Here is a 22,002-nt window from a genome sequence, read left to right as displayed (position 1 = left end):
AAAATTATATTTTTTATATAAAACTTTTTTTTGTTTTTATATATATTTTTATTGCTATTTCTCATACTATTTTACTCATAATTAAAAAATAAAAATTCTAAGTTTAATAATAAAAATATAATTTTATTAGTATATATGATATAACTTATTATTATCAAAATAATAACCTAAAAAACTATTTTAAATAAAATTTTTTTCCATCATCAAAATATAATAAAAATAACCTACATTAAATTCATTTTATATTCACAATTTATAAATCAGCAGTTTATTTTTTATCTACATCTTTTATAGCCGTAAATGTATCTTCATTATATTTTGTAGATTTCATATCTGGAAATGATTTCATAATACGTTTTTCTAACCATGGAATATTTTTCAATAGTTCCTCCCTTTTTCTTTTTAATTCTTCTATTTTATCTTGAGCTGCCATAAAATCTGATGATACTTTACCTCCAATTTTATCCGAAAATCTATGAATATCTCCAGCTATTCTTTCCAGTTTTTCAAGTTTTGCATTAAGCTTTAGCACAGTTTTTACTGTGACAAGAAAATCTATCAATATAAAAGTTCCAGCTACTGTTAAAATTATTTTTCCTACTAATAATGGAAGCCATGATATAATACCTTCTACAACTGGATGAATAATATCTACTACCAAGACACAAGCAATTCCCCATAGAATAGAAAACTTCAAACATATATAACCACATATATTAAAAGGAACATTTGAATAATCCCACCATCTATAATGGAATATCTTTTCAAGAATAAATCCAGTAAGAAACTCCAATACAGAGGTTAATATCACAGAAGCTATGAAGAGAATAAACATATTATTCTTTAATGGAAAAACAAAATATATAATACACATTATCCCTACACCATATATTGGACAGTAAGGTCCATTTAAAAAACCTCTATTTATGAATTTTCTAGTATTAAGAGTTGCATAACATACTTCTACACACCATCCTAAGAAAGAATAAATTAAAAAATAGAATAAGTATCTGTACATTTTTCCTCCTTAAATATTAAATTCTTTATTTTAATTCTATCATTTTTTAAAAATTTTATAAACTAAAATATAATTCAATATTTACAAATATATATTATAATATCAGCATTGAGAAAAACTTTATAATTTAAAATAGTTTTTTACAAAAAAAATACCCTCCATCTTAAAGAATTTAAGCTTTTGGGTATAATAAGTTTCTTGATTTTTTATTTTAATATTTATTCTCAATTATTTTTATAAAAAATCTATACTTTATTTTTAAGTTCCCTTACCTATAGGAATTTTTATATTTAAACTATTCTTTTTTAACCTCCTCCAAATTTATTTTATCAGCATCCGTTTCACTTTTAGGGATAAACTTTTCATTTTCAAATATTCCTTCCAATTGAATTTGACCCGCAGAATCATACATTTTATAAGGACCTCTGGGTATATTAAATTCATAATGCATCTCTACTTTTTTTCCACCATTTTCATAATATTCTTGAGCTTGCCCATTCATTTTTCCATAACTATAAGTAACTTCACTATACAATTTCTTATTTTGGTAGTATTCTTTTACCTTTCCATCTAAAAGTCCTTTAATATAGTATGCTTCTAGTCGTAAATTTCCAGTATCATTATAATACTGTTTAGTAGTTCCATTTCTATTACCATCTTTAAATACTACATTATCAATCAAAATCCCTTTCTCAGTATAAAGTTTAAATACTCCATTTTGTAAATTATTTTTCCAATGGCCAATTTCTTTAATTTTACCATTTTGATATGCAACATTGAGCCCATCTAATAATCCATCTTTATAAGAATAAATTTCAATTCTATCTCCAAGAGCAGTCTTTAACCTACCTGTATATGATTTTTGATCATCATTGTTTATCATAACTCCATTTATAATGTTATAATTTTCATCAGATTGAGCAGGTAAAAACTGATAAAGTGAATATCTGTTATAATAAATCATACATAATAAAATTACAATAAGCATTATAAATATTTTAATTTTTCCTATTTTCATAAAATTTCTCCCTAAATACATATTGATATATTATTAAAATTAATCTCTTTTTATTGCTTCAGTTACAGTCCAAACTGTTTCTATTCTTCCAACCAGTCTAATTTCTACTAAACCTGATTCACTATTTACAATTTCAACTTTCAGTCCATCATCCAGTGTTCCCCCTTCTCCTGTTGTTTGGAATTCTTTTATATAGTTAGTGAATGCTTCTTTATTTTCATTTCTTACATATCCTATCAATTTAACAATCTGTTCTTTAGTTCTTGCAAAAATATATCCCTCTAATGTTGTTCCTACAACAGAAGCATAAATATTCAAAGAAAATATGACCATAATTAATACTATCATTATTATTTATTATAGCATAAAATATTAATTCACTATAATATTCTTTAAAATGTTTTTATATTTTCAAAAATTTATTTTATTAAAATAAAATATTTTCTAATAATTCCCTATTATTTTCACTCCATGATCATTAAGAGATGTACTGCTATATTTAATATATTTCTTTGTTTAATAAAAGAAAAAGAGATGATACAGTAGCTTATTTTTATACTACTTAATATTATCTCTTTTTTTGATAACTCCAATGTATTTGATCATTTCTATAAGTATATTCTCAATTTTATCTGTTTTTATATAATACAACTAAAGTTTATCTAAATTAAAAATATGTTTTTTTTAATAATACATATTTTTAAAATTTTTATTTATTAAAATAAAGTTTTATTTCATAGTTCATTTTTCTACTGTTTCTAAATGATGCTTTAACAGCTTCTAAATGAAATTTTTTCATAAGATTCTATACTTTTTTCTTTTAATATATCAGCAAGTTCCTTATTGTAACTTTCAATTTCTTTTTTCAAAAAACTGCAAATTTCATTTATTTTAGTCAAAAGATTAACCAATTCTTCTTTTATTTCATGCTCATTTTTAAATTCAGTTTCTTTTAAAAAAAATACAATGTGTTCTTCCTTTCTCATTACAGGTAACTTTATTCCTGCTATTGCATCAGGTGAAACTTTTAGCAATTCCCCACTGCCAGAAAATGGTAATGAAAAAATTATTCTATTCTTTTCTACTATTTTCTTTATTTTATCATAAGAGAAATTAAGGTGTTCTATTTTATTTTCATTATAAATCTTTTCTATTGTTTTAGAAAATTTAGAAAAATTACTCTTGCCTTTCTTCGCTTCATTTTCCAAATCTCTTAAAGCATAATCTCTCATTCTGCTTAAATAAGTGCTGCAAATTGTTCCAGTAAAAATAATAAACTTATCTTCCATATAACCCTCCTTTTCTCCATCTTCAATATATATAATAAAAAACTATTCAATCTAAACATATTTTTATTTTATAGAAACTTTATTATCAAAATTTTAATTCTATACTATATTATATCATACTTTTTAAATTTATTTTTTATTCTCTTAATTATTTAAAAATATTTTTATCTTGCACATAGAATTAAATGTAACTTATTATCTTTATTTATGAAATTATTTTATTCAAATAATAGTATACAATATACTATCATTTAAAAAATGAATTATTATATTTTAATTTTGTTTTTCTCTTTAATCTGATTCTTTTTATCATTTTAAGATTTTCTTCTTATTTTTACAGATATTTTTTATTGAAAATAATTTTTGATTATGATATAGTCTCTATATGAACAATTAAGGGGGATTTTATTATGGAAGTGAAAAAAAACAAAGTAGATGAGAGTTTGATTTTTATGGGCCTTCTTACTTTCATTGGGGGCTTTATCAATGCATATGCCTTTTTTACCAGAGGACAGGCTTTTGTCAGTATGCATACTGGAAACATGGCTAAAATAGGCTTATCTCTATATCAGAATGATTTTAATATGCTTATTTCTAGTATTGTTCCCATTCTAGGTTGTCTTTTAGGTGCTGTACTTGCTCAAATATTAAAATTTATTTTAAAAAAATATGAAGTCCCAAAGCTACAAAAAACTCTCTTACTGGCAGAATTAATTACTTTATTAGGGATTGGATTTATTTCTACTTCTTTTTCTAATAATATAATAAATTTTATATTATCTGTTATAACAACTTTTCAATTAAGTAATTTTAGAAAATATAATGGCAATGTTCATAACAGTACTATTGCAACAGGAAATTTAAGAAGTCTTGGAGGATATATTGGAGATGTTTTGATAAGAAAAGATGCTGAGTCTTTAAAAATAGCAACTAAATATTTTATATTGGTTTTTTCTTTTCCAGTAGGAATATTTTTTGGAGGATTTTTAAGTACTATTTGTGGTATATATGCAATTTGGTTCTGCTGTATCATATTATTATTTTTAACTTTACTAATCAAATATGGCAATAAATAATTATAAAAACACCTTATCTTTCTTTTAAGGTGTTTTTTATAATTACTTTTAATTTTTCTCTTTTGTCTTTATTTCATTCTTTCCAATATATAGGTCACTTGATAAAAACTCTTTCAAAGTTACATTCACTACTGTAGGAACGCAATACTCATAATCATATAAAAATATTACTTTTAATAAAGGTGAATAATTTTTACCTTTAATATATTTTAATAATTCCTTATAATTATGTTTTAGGCACTCCAAAGTATTTTTTAATTCTGTATAATATAATAATTCTGAATATTTAAATTCAGGAACAATAATTTTGGTTTTCACTTTTTCTTTTTTCTTAAAAGATTCTTTTAAAAGTTCATGATACAATACCATAGAATTTATTAATTGTTGATCCAAATTATTTTTAACAACTCTTTTCATTTTCTATCCCATCCCATTTTATTATCATTTTCTATTTTTATACTTTTATTATATCATCTGTTTTTAACTTTTAAAATATATTTTAATTATTAAAAATTCTCATCTTTTCTAATTTTAATATTGAAGAAAGAAATAATGAAAATTAATTTATATTTGTAATATTAAATTTTATATAATAATTTCATTTTTTAATTATACATCTATTATTATTTTTTGATTTAAATTTAATAAAATACTTCATTAATTGAAATTGGTTAATTAAAGATATCATTTTTGATTTTGTTTTTAAAAATACCTATATAGCCTTATTCCTAATTAATAATATTTATTTTATTTTTTATATTGTCTGATAAAATTTTATATTAATATATTTTGTAATTTTTTTAGACATATAAAACTATTTTTAAAAAAATAAATTTTTTTTTTATATATCTAAAAAAAGCTGATATTTTTTATATACTTTCATATAAAAACTACCTTTCTGTTTGTTTTTTTAGTATTTTTATATTAATAATCTTACAAAAATAATTTTTTAATCTTTATATTTTTTTATTTTTCTATTGAAAAAAATTTATTTTTATATATAATATATTCGTTAAATGTTTCTATATTAATACTGGGAGAAGATTTTATCATTTTATATATAACTCAATTTATTTAAGGAGGAAAAAAATGATAAATATTCATACTATTCATGCCGCTCAAGAGGGTGATGAAGACGCCATACAACAAATTTTTGAAAATTTCAAAAAGCTCATGATTTTCAAAACTAAAAAATATTTTTTCCATGGCGGTGACAAAGAAGATGTCATGCAAGAAGCTATGATTGGTCTTTTAAAAGCCATCAATGCTTATGATGAAAATAAAAATGCTTCTTTTACAACTTTTGCACTTTTATGTATCAAACGTCAAATTATAACTGCATTAAAAAACTCTAATTCTGGAAAAAATAAAATATTAAATATGGCAGTTTCTACTTCTTCAGATAATGAAGATGAGGCAGAATTTACATATGACAATAAATCATTCAATTTTTATAATCCAGAAGAGATATACCTAAGTAAAGAAAAAATTAAATATCTGAACAAATATTTGAAAATGCATTTGAGTCCTATGGAGAATGAGATTTTTGAATATATGCTAGCTGAAATGACTTATATTGAAATAGCAAAAAAAACTGGCAGAGAGGTGAAATCTGTAGATAACAGCATACAAAGGATAAAGAAAAAATTAAAGAATTTTATTGAGGAGTATGAGAAATGACGATTAGTAAAAATCCCTTTACATAATTTAGTAATATTATGTAAAGGGATTAAACTTTTTTAAATCACAATTAAATTTTCTAAAAATAGGAGTTCAGCTACTACTCCTACTAAACCTATTCCAAGCATAATTAAAAATAATTTTACTTTCAATTACTCACTTCCCTTTAATAATTAAAATTTAATTTTTAATATTATACCATATTTTTTAATTTTATTATACTTTATTCAATTTTTAACTTTATTTATTTTGAATATTTTTTATTTTATACTTTCTTTCATCTTTATTAATTTTTTTAATTCTATTTAATTTTTTATTTCAATATTGTCATCACTCTAGATTTACTTAAAGTATTTCCTATGTTATAATATTGTAACAATAAAATTAGCATTAAATTAATAAGAGTTTATCTCATGGAAAATTATTAGCTTCATCTAATATAAAATCTATACCTTTTATTATTATTACTTTTAAAGTTAGAAATTTTCTTTTTTATAAAAAAATACTTAAACTTTAAAAAATTATTTTAATATATTTTTTCTATATCAGTTAATGTTTTTTTGAAGTGATTTTGTATTATATTTATCTTCAACTAAAATTTATAAAAATAGAAAATTAAATTTCATAGTTTTTTAAATATTAGGAGGATTAATGTTTCAACTTTTTGAATCTACAGATGTTTATATTTTATTTTTTATTCAGAATCATTTTAAAAATTCCTTTCTTGATAAGGTTATGCCATTAATAACTAAATTAGGTAGTTTAGGTATTTTTTGGATAACACTTGCTTGTTTCCTTATATTAATAAAAAAATACAGAAGGATTGGAATAACGATTTTTATCTCAATTTTTCTGTGTGCATTAATTGGAAATATTATTCTTAAGCCTTTAATTAAAAGAATAAGACCATTTGATTTAGTTTATTTTACACAATTATTAATTTCTGCTCCAAAAGATTTTTCTTTTCCATCTGGACATACAATGGCTTCTTTTGCTTCTGCAACTATAATAATTTCCCAGAATAAAAAATGGGGAATATATGCATTTATTCTTGCTTTTTTAATAGGTTTTTCACGTTTATATCTTTTTGTACATTTTCCTAGTGATGTAATAATAGGAGCTATTATTGGCTCTATACTAGGAATATTTTCAATAAAACTTTATAATATATTTATTGGTCAAGTAAAAAATGTCCCATATTAAATGTTGCAATTTAATGGTATGGATAATGGTAAATACTGTTAGGAGCTTTCAATGTTAGTTACTTTACACATCTACTTTTCACTTTATTTTGAGCGAAAAAAATAGTCACTTGTTGTAAGATTAATATTTATAGTAACTGGTTAGTTTTAAGGATATAGGAAGAATCCGTGTTTAATGACACTTTTCATAAAAAAATTAAAAGAGGTGAGTGGCATGAGCCAATTGAAACTTTGTTTGACTGATACAAAAAAAGCAAATACAAAAGGAAGGTTTATTTATGTATATAAAAACAGAAAATATTGTGATCAGAGCTTTTGCCAAAAAGGATATTAAAAATCTTTACACAATTGTTAGAGAAACGGCTATATATCGCTTTATGCCAGACTGGGCTGATGAATTTCCGACACTGCAGGATTATGAACCACTGATAGACTGGTTCATAAAGCAGCAGGATACTATTGATATTTCTATTGGCAGACGTTATGCAGTTGCTTCACCAGACACTGATGATATGATTGGTATGGTTGGAATTGGACTTGAAGAAACACTAAATGAAATTGAAGTTGCCTATTTTATGTCAGAAAATAATCGAAAAAAAGGGTATATGAAAGAAGCAATAATAGCTTTAGTTGAATGGTGTTTTCAAGTATCAGATATAAAGTATTTGATTTTGACGATTGATTGTGCAAATACTCCATCAAATAAACTGGCTGAAAAATGTGGCTTTCATTTATTTGAAAAGAGAATGCCAATAGGGCATAAACAACCTAATATGGAAAGTGACAGTTATTATTATTACAGGAAATATAGGATTTAAATCATTCTTCCTTTATATTCTAGATATAAGTCGCCAATATCAATGACATTAAGTACAATCTTCAGGTTATAATCCAGTATACTGGATTATAACCTGAAGAAGTACTTCTTTGACTCAAAGGTATTTTTCTTATTGTGATCATACCACACTTGTACTTCAGAAGTATTATAAAATAGCTATAATATTTAAAAAGGGATACCATGAATAGTATCCCTTTTACCATTTGATATTCAGTTTTTTATTATTATTTTAAAATGATAATTTATAGAATGTCGGATTATTTATTGGAGATTGTACAAATCCTTTTACTTCTTTTCTTATTCCTGCACTTGCTGGCATAAAGTAAATTGGAAGAATTGGCACTTCTCTGTTCATAACATCTTGAGCTTTTGCATAAATCTCTGCTCTTTTTTCAGGATTTAATTCTACTTTTCCTTCTTCTAATAATGTATCAAATTCTTTATTATCAAAGAAACTTCTATTTCCAGAATTTCCCTTCATACTGCTGTGCAGCATAGGGGTAAGTCCATAGTCAGCATCTCCCGATGAATTAGACCATCCTATCATGAATAAATCACTCTTTCCACTTCCAGTAGTATTCAGGAAAGCTGCCCATTCTAATATTTCTATTTTTATATTTATTCCTATTTCTTTTAATTGAGCCTGCATAATTTCTGCCATTTGTTTTCTTAGATCATTATTACTTGTTACTAAAGTAAGATCGAGAGTTTCATAGCCTGCTTCATTAAGCAATTTTTTAGCTTCTTCTGGATTATATTCAAATGGTTTCGTGTCTTTTGAATAACCAACTACTCCTGGTCCAAGAAGACTGTTGGCTTTTTCCACTGCTCCCATCAAAACAGAATCTATGATAATGTCTCTATTCACTCCCATAGCAATAGCTTTTCTTACCCTTACATCTTGTAATGCACCTTTAGCAGTATTGACTCCTAAATAAGCAACTCCCAGAGAGCTTATTTCATCTATTTTTACATCTTCTCTTCCTGCCAATATCTTTCTACCTATTGAATCTATATCTCCTGTTATATGATGCTCTCCTGTCTCGATAGCAATAACTCTGCTGTTTTCTTCTGGAACAGCTCTCACCTCAACTATTTCAATAGCTGGCTTCCCTCTGAAGTAGTCATCATTTCTTTTAAGAGTCATATAATCTCCTGGTTTCCATTCTATAAGTGAATATGCTCCAGTTCCCATTGGCTTATGATTAGTATTCTCTGTAGTTTCATAATATTTTTTATTAAGAATAGAAGCTGTTATATGAGTTAAATGATGCATAAGAGATCCTGATGGTGTACTTGTTTTAAATACAGCTGTGTATTTATCAGGAGTTTCTACACTTTCTATCATTGCATATAAAGTTCCTACTTTTGCTGATTTTTTAGCATTTTCAAATGTATATTTTACATCTTCTGATGTAAGTTCATCTCCATTTTGAAATTTAACTCCTTTTCTTAAATTAAACTTTAAAGTTAAAGGGTCTACCTGTTCCCAGCTTTCTGCTAATCCAGGTACTATTTCCAATTTTTCATTAGTTTCTATAAGTCTATCAAAAATATTTGATATTACTCTTCTTGAATATACATCTGTTGCTTCATGCGGATGAAGTGTCACTGATTCACTACTTTGGCTGTATATTAGTTTATTTGGTTTTGATTTTTCTGCTTCAGGTGCTTTTTCTTTTCCACAACCAATAAGCAGTAAAAGTGGTAATAATATCCACAATACTTTTTTCATAATTATTCCCCCTATATATTTTATTTTTTCCTTCAATTTAGATAAGTCTATCAGAAAAAGACACCGATATCAAATAAATAGCATGAATATGTTGCATATATTATTTGTATTATGTATATTTATCAAAACAATGCTACTTTATATATATCTTCTTTAATTCTTTATTTTATTATTTATATATTTTTTAAAAAAAAATTTTAATTTACTTAATTTTATACTATATATTTTTTATATTTTAAAAAAAGGCTATAGACAATTAAATTCATCTATAGCCTGAGAGATATCAGTACTAGATATCTCATAATTTCGATAATTGTAATAAAATAATACTAATCTTCCAAAATAACTTCTACACGATTTTCATAAGCATTTTTAATAGCACCAAGAATATCTCCATGCGAATCTCTTATACTCATAGTAGCTCCAGCAATTACATCTATAAGTTCTTTTTTTTCAACTTCACCTAATTTAGAAATTTTTTCTTTATCTGTTTTATTGCTGCTTTTTTCTCTTAGAGGTCTACCATTAATATCAGATGTTGATTTTGAAAACCAATTTTCTAACTCAGCCACAGTTTTCCCCTTAAAATATTCTTGGTAAAAATTCATTTGCTTATCCCAATCATTTCTTGGATTCATTCCATAAGTTTCTCCACGTTCTCGTTTAGTTTTCCATGAATTAACTTCATTCATTATTTTTTCTTCACTATTTTCAAATTTTCCAATAACATTTCCTGTTTCATGATTTGTAGTATTCAACCAGAAAATATTGGTCTAGAGTTTCCAATATAATTTGGAGTATTTATTTCAAGAATATCTACTATAATATTTAATATTCTGCCATTTTCATCAAATAGGCCAGAAGCAGTAACATAATTAATACTGTATATATCTGTTCCTTCTTCATCTTTTCCCATATTTGTACGTAAATTGACTGCTTTTCCTAGCCCTTGATACATTTTTGTTTCAGCTAAAATAGTAAAATTTATTCCTATAAATAAAATTCCTATAAAAAAAGTATAAAATGATTTATTTTTCATGCATCTCTCCTTAAAGTAATATGATATAAGTGATATTATCATAGAACCTTGTCTTCAATATGTCACAAAAATATTAGTGCATGAATTTTTTAACCATTAATTAAAATTTGTAATTAAATCGTACTCCATATTTTACTGATATATCTTTCTTATGTTGTTCATCTGCTGCTTCCACTTCAAATGTCACTCCCATATGATCAGTTTTTTCTATTGCTAAAGCTACTTTTCCTATTAAAGCACCTTTTTTCTTCTCTGGAGTTATAAGACTATAGTATCCTTCATCTCCATTTTTAAGTTTTGCTTTGTTCCCATTGTAATTATTTCCTAAATCATAAGCATATTTTACATCTCCACTTATATTTACTCCTACATCATTTACAGCATAAATTCTTTGCTTTCCTTTTACTCCTGCTCCAAGTTCTGCACTAAAATAATCATTGTCTTTAACTTTTACTTCAAGCCCTCCCTTGCTTCCTGCTTTTTCTGTAAAATTTTCTACTTTTCCATATTCAAGATTTAAATCTGTATAAATATCAAGTTGTTTTGATAAATCTTTATAAATTACTTTATTTAATTTATTATCTAAACTTATTGAATATGTATTATATTTTCCTTTATTTTCAAAAGTTTCATGTAATGCTAACTTTCTTTTAGCTGTATGTCTGTTGTATCCAAGTTCTGCTCTTGATAACAAAGTTACTTTATGCTCATTACTTAAATTTTTACTTCTGTGAACACCAGCTCTCAATGAATATACATCTTCTTTTGAGCCACCATCATCTTTAAACTTAAATTTAGAACCAGCAAATCCTAATGTATACCCGTATTTATCTCCTGTTTCTCTATTTTCATTTTCTTTCATATACATTAATCCTATAACTTTATAATCATAATTATCTATCCCTGTTGTTCCATCTTTATAATCTCCATCTGTAAAAATTACACTAAATTTATTACTGTCATCTGTGAAATTATTTGATGATTCCATTTCATAGAAAGAATTATCAAATGCTTTATTTATATTTTGCATTCTTCCTTGAATAGTTGCATAGATATCTCCTCTTGTTTGAGCTATCTTTCTCTCTGTTTCAACAGCAAAATTTTCCTCTGGAAGTCCATCTAAGTATGCATTCAATCCTTTTAATATTTCAGCATCTCTTCCTGTTCCATTACTATTTTTCAAAATATTATCTAATCCTTTATCTAAAGCATCATACTGGTCACCTATAGTCAAATCTGCATAAGGTATTTTAGCTATAACAAGATCTTCTTTATTTGTTATTTTTGTTGTAAACATTGGAGAAGTTACAGCAGCAAGCTTATTTCCATCCACTGTTTCACTAGCAGTATTAACAAATCCTTTTATTTCATATGAAATTCCATTTCCTGTAAGAGCAAAATTTGGTAGTATTTTTACTTCTCCTGTTACATTTGAAGCATTAAATAGTGGAGTTTTAGTTGTAACATCTACATAGGCTCCATCTACAACTATTGCCCCTATTGTTGTTAATGTTCCATCAATAGATATATATTTATCATTAATATATATTGTTCCATCTGGTTTTATGACAACACTACCTATACTCTCACTTGTTTCAGAAGTACTTATTGGACTTCCGCTTCCTGTAACATTTATTGTTCCAGAATTTGTCAGAGTTCCACCACCTTCTATACCTATACCATTATCAACATTTATTGTTCCAGTATTAGTTATAGCTGCTCCATCAGCTACATATATTCCTGTTCCTTTATTAACATTCACTATTCCACTATTAAAAACTGTTCCTCCATTATATACTGCCATTCCAAGTGAAGAAACTCCTGAGGAAGAAATTCCATTTCCAAGATTAATTGTACCTTTATTTTCTGCAGTTCCATTATTTTGAACTAACACTCCTATTCCACCATTATTAACATCTATTGTTCCTTCATTTATAAATGATGTTCCTTGACCTATAACATATACCCCAATTGAATGTTCTTTATCTACAGTTATGTTTCCTATAGAAGTATTTATTCCTGAACTTCCACCTGCTAAATAAATTCCAACTGAGTTTTCATGTTTTTCAAAATCTAAAGGAGCTCCATTAACATTTGTACTTCCAACTATAATATTTCCATAATTATTAATCTTATTATTCCCATCTGAAAATATTCCTATTGCTGACATTCCTAATGTTATATTTGCACTATTATTAATAGTTACTGAATCTAAAGTTTTAGTTTTTGTTATTTCCTGTTCTGCATATATTCCATAGCCATTATTACCTATATTCCAATTTCCAGAAGTTGTTATTATTCCAGTTCCTTTTTTATATATTCCAACTGAAGCAGTTATATTTTTAGCCTCAATATCAAGAATACCAGAATAATTTATATTTCCAGTTCCAATGCTTAAAATTCCAATACTAGAGTCAGAGCCTATTTTTATATCTCCTATTATTGAAGAAGCTGCATTTTCAGTATATACTCCTATTGCATCTTCTGAATCAATTGTTATTTTATTATTCATTGCAAGTTGAACTTCACCATTTCCTGAAGCATATATCCCTATTCCATGTTTTCCTACAGACATATTATTTCCTGTTTGGGTAATAATATTTTCACCTAGAAGCTCTTCACCAAATATTCCTATTGAATAATTTCCTACTACAAGTGAACCTGTTCCTTTATAGGTTCCTGCTTTTAAATAACTACCTATAGAAGAATTTTTAAATTCTGTATCCTCTAAAGAATTTCCTATTAAAGTATCTCCATTAATAGCAACATTACTATTTCTTGCATATACTCCTATATTTTCATCTCCTGCTACAGATACATTCCCAGCTATTGTAATATCAGAATTCTCTTTAATTTTTATACCAATTTGCTTTTTTTCTGTAAGACTTCCTATATTTACTCCACTAGATGTTGTTCCTGTTGAGTTATTAAATATCATTCCAATAGTATAATTTCCTGTTTGAGCAATTATTGGTGTTGTTCCTATAATTGCTCCATCATAATAAACTCCCATTGAATATTTATAAGGTGTTCCTCCTTGTACAGCTATTGTTGCTCCTGACATTGATGAAGTAGCTCCTTTTATATATGCCCAATCCACCATTTTGAACTGTTATAATAGAGCCACTGCTGTTTACAGTCCCACCATCAGTCACTATCCCTATTTGATTGTTAGCTGTAATATTTCCAGTAAAGTTTAGTGCAGCATCTTTAGAATACATATATATTCCATCAGTTCCAACTGTAATGTTAGATGCATTTGAAACTGTAACTGTTGTTCCATTTCCTTCAGCGTACACTCCAATTCCATTATCTCCTGTTATTATTGATGCTGTTCCTGCAAGAGTCATGTTAGTTCCATTTTCTGCTACTATTCCTATTGTGCTCTTAAATGTACTCCCATTTCCTAATACAATAGTTCCATCTATCATAGAAACTCCAGCTCCTGTTATAAATACTCCTGTACTTTCTTCTTTTAAAGTAATAGTTCCTACATTTATATTTCCAGTTGTTTCTTCAAGAACTACTCCTGTATTACCTGTTCCTGTTGAAGTTATATTATTGACTGTAAACCCATTTGTTGCTCCTTTAATATATACTCCTATTCCATTTGTCCCTGTCATAGTCATATTATTATTCTGTATTGATGTCATGACTCCATTATAATTTGAGTATATTCCAACTCCATTATTTCCTACATTAATATTTCCTGTATTTACTACATTTGCCACATCTGTGTATACACCAATAGAAGAATTATTTGTACTTGATATTCCAGATGTATTGATTGTTCCTGTATTAGTTATTGTTAATGGCAATGTTGGATTGGTTGTTTCTTTTATTGCTGCAAGACCTATTCCACCAGATACAACTGTTATTGTTCCAGAGTTATTTATGCTATGAGACATAGCAACCCCTGCATCATATATCCCCATAAGCCCTGTTGCTCCTTCACCTATATCAAGGTTTCCAGAAGAACTTAAACTTCCATTTATAGTTCTGGCAAGGGAACCTGATCCTGTTATAGTCACATTAGTCCCAAGATTCATTATTCCACCATTATTGAATACTCCTATTCCTCCACTAGATAAGAAATTAAATGTAAGATTTCCAGTTGCTCCAAGATTTGCTGTTCCACCTTCTATATATACTCCAGTTCCTCCATTTATATTAAGAACTGTTGTCCCAGTTGTAAGGATAGTTCCATTATCTACATAAATACCTACTCCATCAGTTGTATTTATAGTCCCATTATGTGTAAGATTTATTCCTGGTGTAGTTCCATTTAAATATATTCCTACTCCATTTTTTGCATTTACATTTACATTATTCATTGTATATGTCCCTACAGAACTATTTATAAGAATACCTACTGAATTATTCAGAGAATTTGTACCTGTTGTAATATTTGCATTTGCAAATGATACAGTGTTATCAAGAACATATACCCCAATAGAATCCTGTCCAGTTGTTATATTTCCAGATATTACAGAGTTAGTTTTAGCCACAACTCCTACTGCTCCTGTTCCTGCAACATTTACTGCAAAATCTATTTTTGCATTTTCTCCAAATACTCCAATTCCTCCTGAAGCTATATTTAATGCTCCAGCAGTTATTTTATTAGTATCTGTATTTTTTAGATAAATTCCAACTGTATCTGCTGTAATAGTTCCTCCAGTTCCATTAAAACTATTTCCTGAACCATCTACATATACTCCAGTTCCTTTTCCAGTAGCAGTTATATTTCCAGTATTTTTTCCAGAACTTGTTCCTGGACCAGCTATATACATTCCAAGATTGTTTCCAACTGTGATTGTACTTGTATTTTCTGCAGCAGCTGTTTTACCTGTTTTAGCTTCAGATACCATTCCAACCATTGAACCTGCTGTTCCATTTAATGCTATAGTTCCAGAGTTGATACCTTTTCCTTCCTCTGTATATATTCCAATTCCACCAGCTGTGTCATTTAGTGTGATAGTTCCATTTGAAACCAGTTGTGAACCTCCTCCTACATATGAAGCTATACTGTCACTTTGCCCAGCTGTTGATGTTATATTAGCACTATTTACTAATGTTATTCCATCAGCTGCATATATTCCTATACTGTCGCTTCCTGCAAGAGAAACAGCAGAACCATTTGTTACTGTTCCAGAAACAGTTCCTTTACTGTAATACACCCCTATATTTTTAATACCTGATGTACAACTCCACCACTGCCATATACTCCTACTGCTCCAGCAGTTGAAGATCCTGTTGCAGTTACAGTTCCTGTTATTGTAGAAGCTCCATCTATGAATACCCCTGTAGTTTTTTCTCCAGCAGCAGTAACATTTACATTTAAAGTATTATTATCTTTAGAATAAATACCTACTGCTTCATTTGTAACAGCAAGTTGTCCTGTAGTTCCATTAAATGTACTTGAAGTACCAGCATTTTCAAGATATATTCCAACTGTTTTATTTCCTGCTGTTGATGGAGCAGCTACACCATTTACAATTATTGTTTTACCTGCATCTATTCCTACAGTGGCTCCCTTACCATAAACATAGATATTCTTATTTTCATTTGTATTTGAAAAAGTAAAATTATCTTTGAAATTAACAGATGAGTTTTCTGCAAAAACACCTACACTTGATTTCCCATTGAATACTATATTATTTCCAGCATCAAGTTCAGTTACAGCACCTGATTTGACATATATTCCAGTAGAATCATCTGTATTTAAATTAATTGTACCTTTGTTTATTGCCTTAGCATTAGTTCCTTCTGTGTACATTCCTATTTGAGAAGAATCATTAACATTAATTATTCCTATTGTAGTATCATTGATGATATTAGCTGTTTTAGTATACATTCCAACAGCTCCCGTCTTCCCTATTTCTAAAGAAATTATTCCTTTATTAGTTCCAGTATTGATAGCAGTTCCTTTTACATATATTCCCACTCCAGAAGTTCCTATACTTAATATTCCAGATGAAACAACACTCATATCTTCAGCATATATAGCTGTTCCTTTATCAAGAGCTGAAGCATTTACAGCCACATTGATATCCTTAGTTTCAGCTCCTGTTCCATTGTAAAAGATAGCAGTTTTTCCAAAAGTTCCAGTATTATTTGAAGTCACTGTTACAGCAGTTGCTGTAAGATCTGATGTTCCATCAAGCATGACTCCAACACCATCTGCTCCAAGATCAAGAGTTCCTAGATCTGTAACTTCAGTACCCTTTTTAGCATAAATAGCTACTCCACCATCCCCTACTGATACTGTTCCTTGATTTGAAATTGTAGCTTTATCTCCATAGATACCTATAGCAGCATTAGAACTGCTTGAATTTCCTACAGTTACTACTCCAGAAGCAGTATTTGTTATAAGTACATCTCCTTTTACCCCAGTACTATTATTATTATATCCATAAATACCTATTGTTCCAGTTCCATTGAGAGCTATGTTTTTACTGTTAGTTATATTTACTTTTCCTTGATCTGCAAAAATACCACCAGTTCCAAATTCATCAACTATTATGCTATTTAAGGAATTTTCTCTATATGCCATACCAAGGATACCAATAGCTTCTTTTCCTGCTACTTCAATGTCACCAGCATTTACTACTGTACTTCCATTTACAGCATAGATTCCTATTCCATTATCATTAACTACATTAGCACCTTTTTCTACTTCTACTTTAGCTCCACCAGCTATATTTATTTTTCCAAAATTTATATATAGTCCAATGGCACCAGTTCCTTTATCTATTCTATCTGCTATTACTTTAGAATTTGCTGCTAGATTTATCTGAGCATCTGTTGCACTTGTTGCAAAACTGCTTGAACTCATTTCAAGTCCTACTACTTGGTTCCCAAAATATTCAGCTGCATATGCAGTATCAGTTTCTGCTGTCACAGTAACTCCAGTGTCAACATTAAGTTGAAGTCTCTGTCCTAAAAATCTTCTTGAATAAAAATATCCATCAGTAGTATCTACTTGGCTATATTTATCCATATCTGCATCAAATGTAAGGTCACCTCCATCTACAGTTGCTATCTTATATTTATCATAAAATCCACCACTTCCATTAGAACCATCTATTATACTGACTCCTAATCCTAAACTTCCTTCAACAGTTGTTTTTAGATTATTAGAAAGCAGTCCTGTTGCATTTTTTAGATTTGCTACAGTTGCATCATTTGACATCATTGTTATTGTAGTATTATTTAAAGTTACTTTTGGATCTAATAAATTCAGCTCTACTCCTGTTGCTTTTCCTTCTAAAATTATTGAAGCATTTGTTAAGTTAATTGTTCCGAATCCATCTGAATATGCAGCATATCCTTCACCTGAATATTTCAATTCAGCTCCTGTCAAATCAATACTTGTTCCAGCATCAAATGCTGCAACTCCTGCTGCTCCCTCTTTTACTTCTATTTCAGCTGCTCTAAGAATTATTTCTGCCCCTTCTCCTGCATATACTGCTATCCCTTTTGATGTTAAACTTGCTGTATCGTCTACTGCTATTTTTAAATTTTTTCCAATTGTTGAAAATATATATCCACCAAAGCTAGATATTCCTGTTGCACCATTGGAAGCATTTATGTTTAGATTGCTATTAGTAATGCTAATAGTTCCATTTTGATTAAAAAGTGCTTTACTTTCTGAACCTGAAATATTTAATGTTCCCTTAGTTATGCTAAAATTTCCTAAATTATATATAAGTGTTCCTTTATCTCCAATATAATTTATATCTCCACTATTAGCTCCTGCATTTCCAGCAGCTACTGCCATTCCTATACTTTCTGTTCCTTTTATATTTATAGTTCCTCTATTTTCTGCTTTTGCTCCAGCTGAACTTAAAAAATCTCCTGCTGTTAATGCATAGAATTGGTCCATATTAGCATCAATACTTCTTCCATCATTTAGAGTTACTTTTCCAGTTCCACCTGCCTGCATTATACTATTTTTTTCTCCAGCAGTTGTTACTGTTAAATCTTTATCCAAAATAACTTCATATATATCACTTCTAATCAATGTACTTTGAGTTGCTGTAGATAGAAAATCAAATGTATTTCCAATTTTATTACCATCCAGAACCATAGCTTCACTATTTGCTGCAGAAGTATCCTCATTTCTTAAAAATCCAATATTTTGATTTCCACCTACTTCTACTTGCATACTCTGTGCATTTGCAATAGGATCCCCTGTTGATAGCCCTTCTGCTATAGAAATACCAACATTTTGACTACCTCTAACTGTTATTATTCCATTTGAGCCATTAAAGGTAACCATATCATAATATTGATTGCCATAGTATTTTTGTCTATAACCATAACTTTGCTGTCCATCTATTTCAATATTTCCAAGGTATACATCTGAATTAGGTCCTCTAAGATTTGTAGCATTTTTTACAAGGTAATATCCAAAATCAATTCCTATACTACTAAATGCACCTTCACTTATTTTTATAGTTCCATCATTTCTAGTCTGTGGCCTTTTCTTAAAATAAGAATTTTGATTGTTATTAAAATATTCTGTGTCTATCATTATTCCTATCATATTATATCCACTATACAAGTCAATAACTCCAGAATTTTTTAATATAGAGGTTGTTTTTCCACTATTTATATTCTCAATAGCAGTAGTACCATTTGTTCCTCCTGCTAATAATTGATGTTCAATTCCCAATATTCCTCCCCCATTTGCAGAAGATGGTCCATGTAATGTTAATGTTCCTTTAAAATCAAATGTTTTATCTGATGAAGATGAAATCCCCAACTGATATGGATTTAAACTTATGAACATTGGAAATTTAGAGGTGGCTGTTGATTTCATTATATAATTCCCTGTAACCTCTACATTATGATCTAAAACATCACTTATAAATGTATTAAAATTAGTAAAATTATATGATGAATTAAGTGGTAGATTTGAACTTCCTCCTGCTGTCATTGTTCCAATCCAACTGACCTTTGTTTCATTAGCAGTAATCTCAATTCCTGTTGTTGAATAAGAATCAAAATTCATTGCAGCTATTCCTTGGCTACCATTAAAACGTATTCCAGTTCCTTGAGCAAACCCTGTACCTTGAAATGTGATATCAACAGGATCCAAAACTGTGATTACAGGTATTGCATTCATTTTAGGAGATGTTGGAGGATTAAGAGTAATAATATCATATCCCTTTGGTGTTGTAGGTAACGCTATTGTTACAATTTTTTCATTTGGTGCTACAGGAGTCACTATAGAGATATTAACATTTTCTATTGAATTAACCTCTATTGGCTGTGTCTTTTTCACATTTACTGTAATTGGTATAGTAGGAAATATACATAGGGGTTTATCCATTATTGAAATTTTAGGATATTCTATTTTAAATTCTGGTGTATTTTTTTCAATATCTGGATTTGTTATTATTGGATTTATTGAAAAAGCAGATTCAATACTTAAATATTCCAGTTTAGTAGCTTCAACCTTTCTTTCTACCTCAGTTTCTTTAGAACCAGATGTTGAATTATACGTTCCTACTACTACTCCATTTCCTCCAACAACTTTATCTTTTCCAAAATTACTGCCATTTTCCTTTTGGTAATATTTATTAACTTCTCTTATAGTTTCAGCAAATTCTTTTTTAGTTCTATCTTTTGATTTTCCACTTTTTAGATATTCATAATTAAAAAATATTTGGTAATTTTGATCTTCATTTTCTAACCTTTGCTCTATTACTTTTTCATCTTTTGTATCTGCTATTTCAAAAGCTGAGGTTATCATCCCAGTTATTAAAAATACAATAAAAAGAGAAAAAGTGAAACTTATTTTTCTTTTTAAAGCTCTTTTAAGAGCTTTTTCACTTATTTTTTTATTCATAAAATCTTACCTCCAATTTTAAATATTTACACACATTTAATAAAATTGTGTATTTGGCTCTATATTCACACCTGACTTTTATATTCCTTTTAAAACATAAAAAAAATATTATTTAACATAAAAAACTCAGATTAAAAATAGAATATAAAGAAATAATAAAATTAGAATTATAGAAAATATTAAAAAAATTTTATATTTTATTTTTTTCTTAAAAAAATTGGAAGTTAATATTGTAAAATAAAAAATTGCTTTCTACTGATTAGAGAATAATAAAAAGGCATAAATAAATTTATTTATGCCTTTAATGTTTTTTTATTTTTGATTATATAATTTAACTGCTCTTAAAAATGTCAATTGCTTGACATATTTTATTCTTTTAGTTTTTTACTTTTTAATACTTTATTTTGTTTTTCATAATATTATTCTTAAACTCAATAATTTAAATATATTCATAAAATAATTTTCTTTTCAATATTATTTCCATATTTTTTAAATAGATTTAAAATTATCTTATTATTTGATCCATATTCTTCTTTTAATTTTTTCAGACTTTCCTGGATTAGTAAATATTCTTTTTCAGTAAATCGACACCCAAGAGCGCAGTAATTTTTTACTCCACTTCCTAAAGGTCAGCCTCTTTTTTTCTTTCTACCATGGTTGACCTCCTTTAGCAATATTAGACTGCCCAATTCAGGGGCAGCCTAATATTTTAATTATTGATTAGAATTTGTAATTGAATCTTACACCATATTTAATTGATGAATCTTTTTTATGGTTTTCATCTGCAGCTTCCACTTCAAATGTTACTCCCATGTGGTTAGCTTTTTCTATTGTAAGTCCAACTTTTCCACTTAATTTACCTTCTCTTTCTTCTGGAGTGATTAAACTGTAATATCCTTCTCCACCATTTTTAAGTCTTGCTTTATTACCATCATAGTTATCTCCAAATTCATATGCATATTTTACATCTGCTGTTACTTTTACAGATATATCATTTCCTGCATAGATTCTTTGAGATGCTTTTACTCCCGCTCCTGCTTGTGCGCTGAAGTAGTCATTATCTTTAATTTGTACTTCCAGTCCACCTTTGCTTCCAGCGCTTTCTTTGAAGTCATCTACTTTTCCATATTCTAAATCTAAATCAGCATATATATCTAATTGTCTAGAAAGGTCTGTATACATAACTTTAGTAAGTCTGTTGTCAAATGCTACAGAGTAAGTATTGTACTCTCCCTTATTTTCATAAGTTTT

16 protein-coding genes are annotated in these 22,002 nt (G+C 27.8%); 4 read left to right on the top strand and 12 right to left on the bottom strand.

Annotated elements, in window-relative coordinates:
• Positions 1-268 precede the first annotated feature (268 nt).
• The 4 genes from E6771_RS13060 to E6771_RS13045 form a co-directional block, all read right to left on the bottom strand.
• A complete protein-coding gene (locus E6771_RS13060; RefSeq protein ID WP_316091781.1) occupies positions 269-1,018 on the bottom strand; it encodes a putative ABC transporter permease in 750 nt (249 codons plus the stop codon).
• A gap of 295 nt (positions 1,019-1,313) precedes the next feature.
• Positions 1,314-2,036 carry a toxin-antitoxin system YwqK family antitoxin gene (locus tag E6771_RS13055; protein ID WP_316091780.1) on the bottom strand — a complete coding sequence of 241 codons (723 nt, stop codon included), beginning with the start codon at positions 2,034-2,036 and terminating at the stop codon, positions 1,314-1,316.
• A gap of 39 nt (positions 2,037-2,075) precedes the next feature.
• Entirely contained in the window at positions 2,076-2,384 is a 309-nt protein-coding gene (locus tag E6771_RS13050) for a hypothetical protein (protein ID WP_316091779.1), read from the bottom strand.
• A gap of 422 nt (positions 2,385-2,806) precedes the next feature.
• Positions 2,807-3,325 (bottom strand): hypothetical protein, encoded by a 519-nt coding sequence (locus E6771_RS13045; protein ID WP_316091778.1) that lies wholly within the window; start codon positions 3,323-3,325, stop codon positions 2,807-2,809.
• A gap of 410 nt (positions 3,326-3,735) precedes the next feature.
• Here E6771_RS13045 and E6771_RS13040 point away from each other — a divergent pair, with 410 nt between their 5' ends.
• Positions 3,736-4,401, top strand: coding sequence for a YoaK family protein (locus tag E6771_RS13040; RefSeq protein ID WP_316091777.1), 666 nt, complete (start codon positions 3,736-3,738; stop codon positions 4,399-4,401).
• Between the two features lie 48 nt (positions 4,402-4,449).
• Here the strand turns inward: E6771_RS13040 and E6771_RS13035 are convergent, their stop codons facing one another.
• Positions 4,450-4,818: a hypothetical protein gene (locus tag E6771_RS13035; protein ID WP_316091776.1), complete on the bottom strand. Its 369-nt coding sequence runs from the start codon at positions 4,816-4,818 to the stop codon at positions 4,450-4,452.
• Between the two features lie 672 nt (positions 4,819-5,490).
• Here E6771_RS13035 and E6771_RS13030 point away from each other — a divergent pair.
• The 3 genes from E6771_RS13030 (at position 5,491) to E6771_RS13020 (ending at position 8,101) form a co-directional block, all read left to right on the top strand.
• Positions 5,491-6,081: a sigma-70 family RNA polymerase sigma factor gene (locus E6771_RS13030; protein ID WP_316091775.1), complete on the top strand. Its 591-nt coding sequence runs from the start codon at positions 5,491-5,493 to the stop codon at positions 6,079-6,081.
• Positions 6,082-6,732: 651 nt separating this feature from the next.
• On the top strand, positions 6,733-7,284 hold the full coding sequence (locus E6771_RS13025) for a phosphatase PAP2 family protein (protein ID WP_316091774.1): 552 nt from the start codon (positions 6,733-6,735) through the stop codon (positions 7,282-7,284).
• A gap of 277 nt (positions 7,285-7,561) precedes the next feature.
• Entirely contained in the window at positions 7,562-8,101 is a 540-nt protein-coding gene (locus E6771_RS13020) for a GNAT family protein (protein WP_316091773.1), read from the top strand.
• A 249-nt stretch (positions 8,102-8,350) separates the two neighbouring features.
• Here the strand turns inward: E6771_RS13020 and E6771_RS13015 are convergent, their stop codons facing one another.
• The 7 genes from E6771_RS13015 to E6771_RS12985 all read right to left on the bottom strand — a co-directional run.
• Positions 8,351-9,856 (bottom strand): ABC transporter substrate-binding protein, encoded by a 1,506-nt coding sequence (locus E6771_RS13015; protein WP_316091772.1) that lies wholly within the window; start codon positions 9,854-9,856, stop codon positions 8,351-8,353.
• A 329-nt stretch (positions 9,857-10,185) separates the two neighbouring features.
• Complete coding sequence (locus E6771_RS13010) at positions 10,186-10,614, bottom strand: hypothetical protein (protein WP_316091771.1); 429 nt, start codon at positions 10,612-10,614, stop codon at positions 10,186-10,188.
• Complete coding sequence (locus E6771_RS13005; RefSeq protein WP_316091770.1) at positions 10,611-10,895, bottom strand: hypothetical protein; 285 nt, start codon at positions 10,893-10,895, stop codon at positions 10,611-10,613. The genes E6771_RS13010 and E6771_RS13005 overlap by 4 nt, the downstream gene beginning before the upstream one ends.
• Positions 10,896-10,995: 100 nt before the next feature.
• Positions 10,996-13,995 (bottom strand): hypothetical protein, encoded by a 3,000-nt coding sequence (locus tag E6771_RS13000; RefSeq protein WP_316091769.1) that lies wholly within the window; start codon positions 13,993-13,995, stop codon positions 10,996-10,998.
• Positions 13,916-16,072 (bottom strand): hypothetical protein, encoded by a 2,157-nt coding sequence (locus E6771_RS12995; protein WP_316091768.1) that lies wholly within the window; start codon positions 16,070-16,072, stop codon positions 13,916-13,918. The genes E6771_RS13000 and E6771_RS12995 overlap by 80 nt, the downstream gene beginning before the upstream one ends.
• A gap of 2 nt (positions 16,073-16,074) precedes the next feature.
• Positions 16,075-20,751, bottom strand: coding sequence for a hypothetical protein (locus E6771_RS12990; protein WP_316091767.1), 4,677 nt, complete (start codon positions 20,749-20,751; stop codon positions 16,075-16,077).
• A 720-nt stretch (positions 20,752-21,471) separates the two neighbouring features.
• Positions 21,472-22,002 (bottom strand): autotransporter outer membrane beta-barrel domain-containing protein (locus E6771_RS12985; RefSeq protein ID WP_316091766.1); only part of this gene is annotated, 531 nt, incomplete at its 5' end.

The organism is Fusobacterium sp. (assembly GCF_032477075.1).
In the GTDB taxonomy this organism is placed as follows: Bacteria; Fusobacteriota; Fusobacteriia; order Fusobacteriales; family Fusobacteriaceae; genus Fusobacterium_A.
Note: the sequence above shows the minus strand (reverse complement) of the source record. Positions and strands in the feature narration are given on the sequence as shown.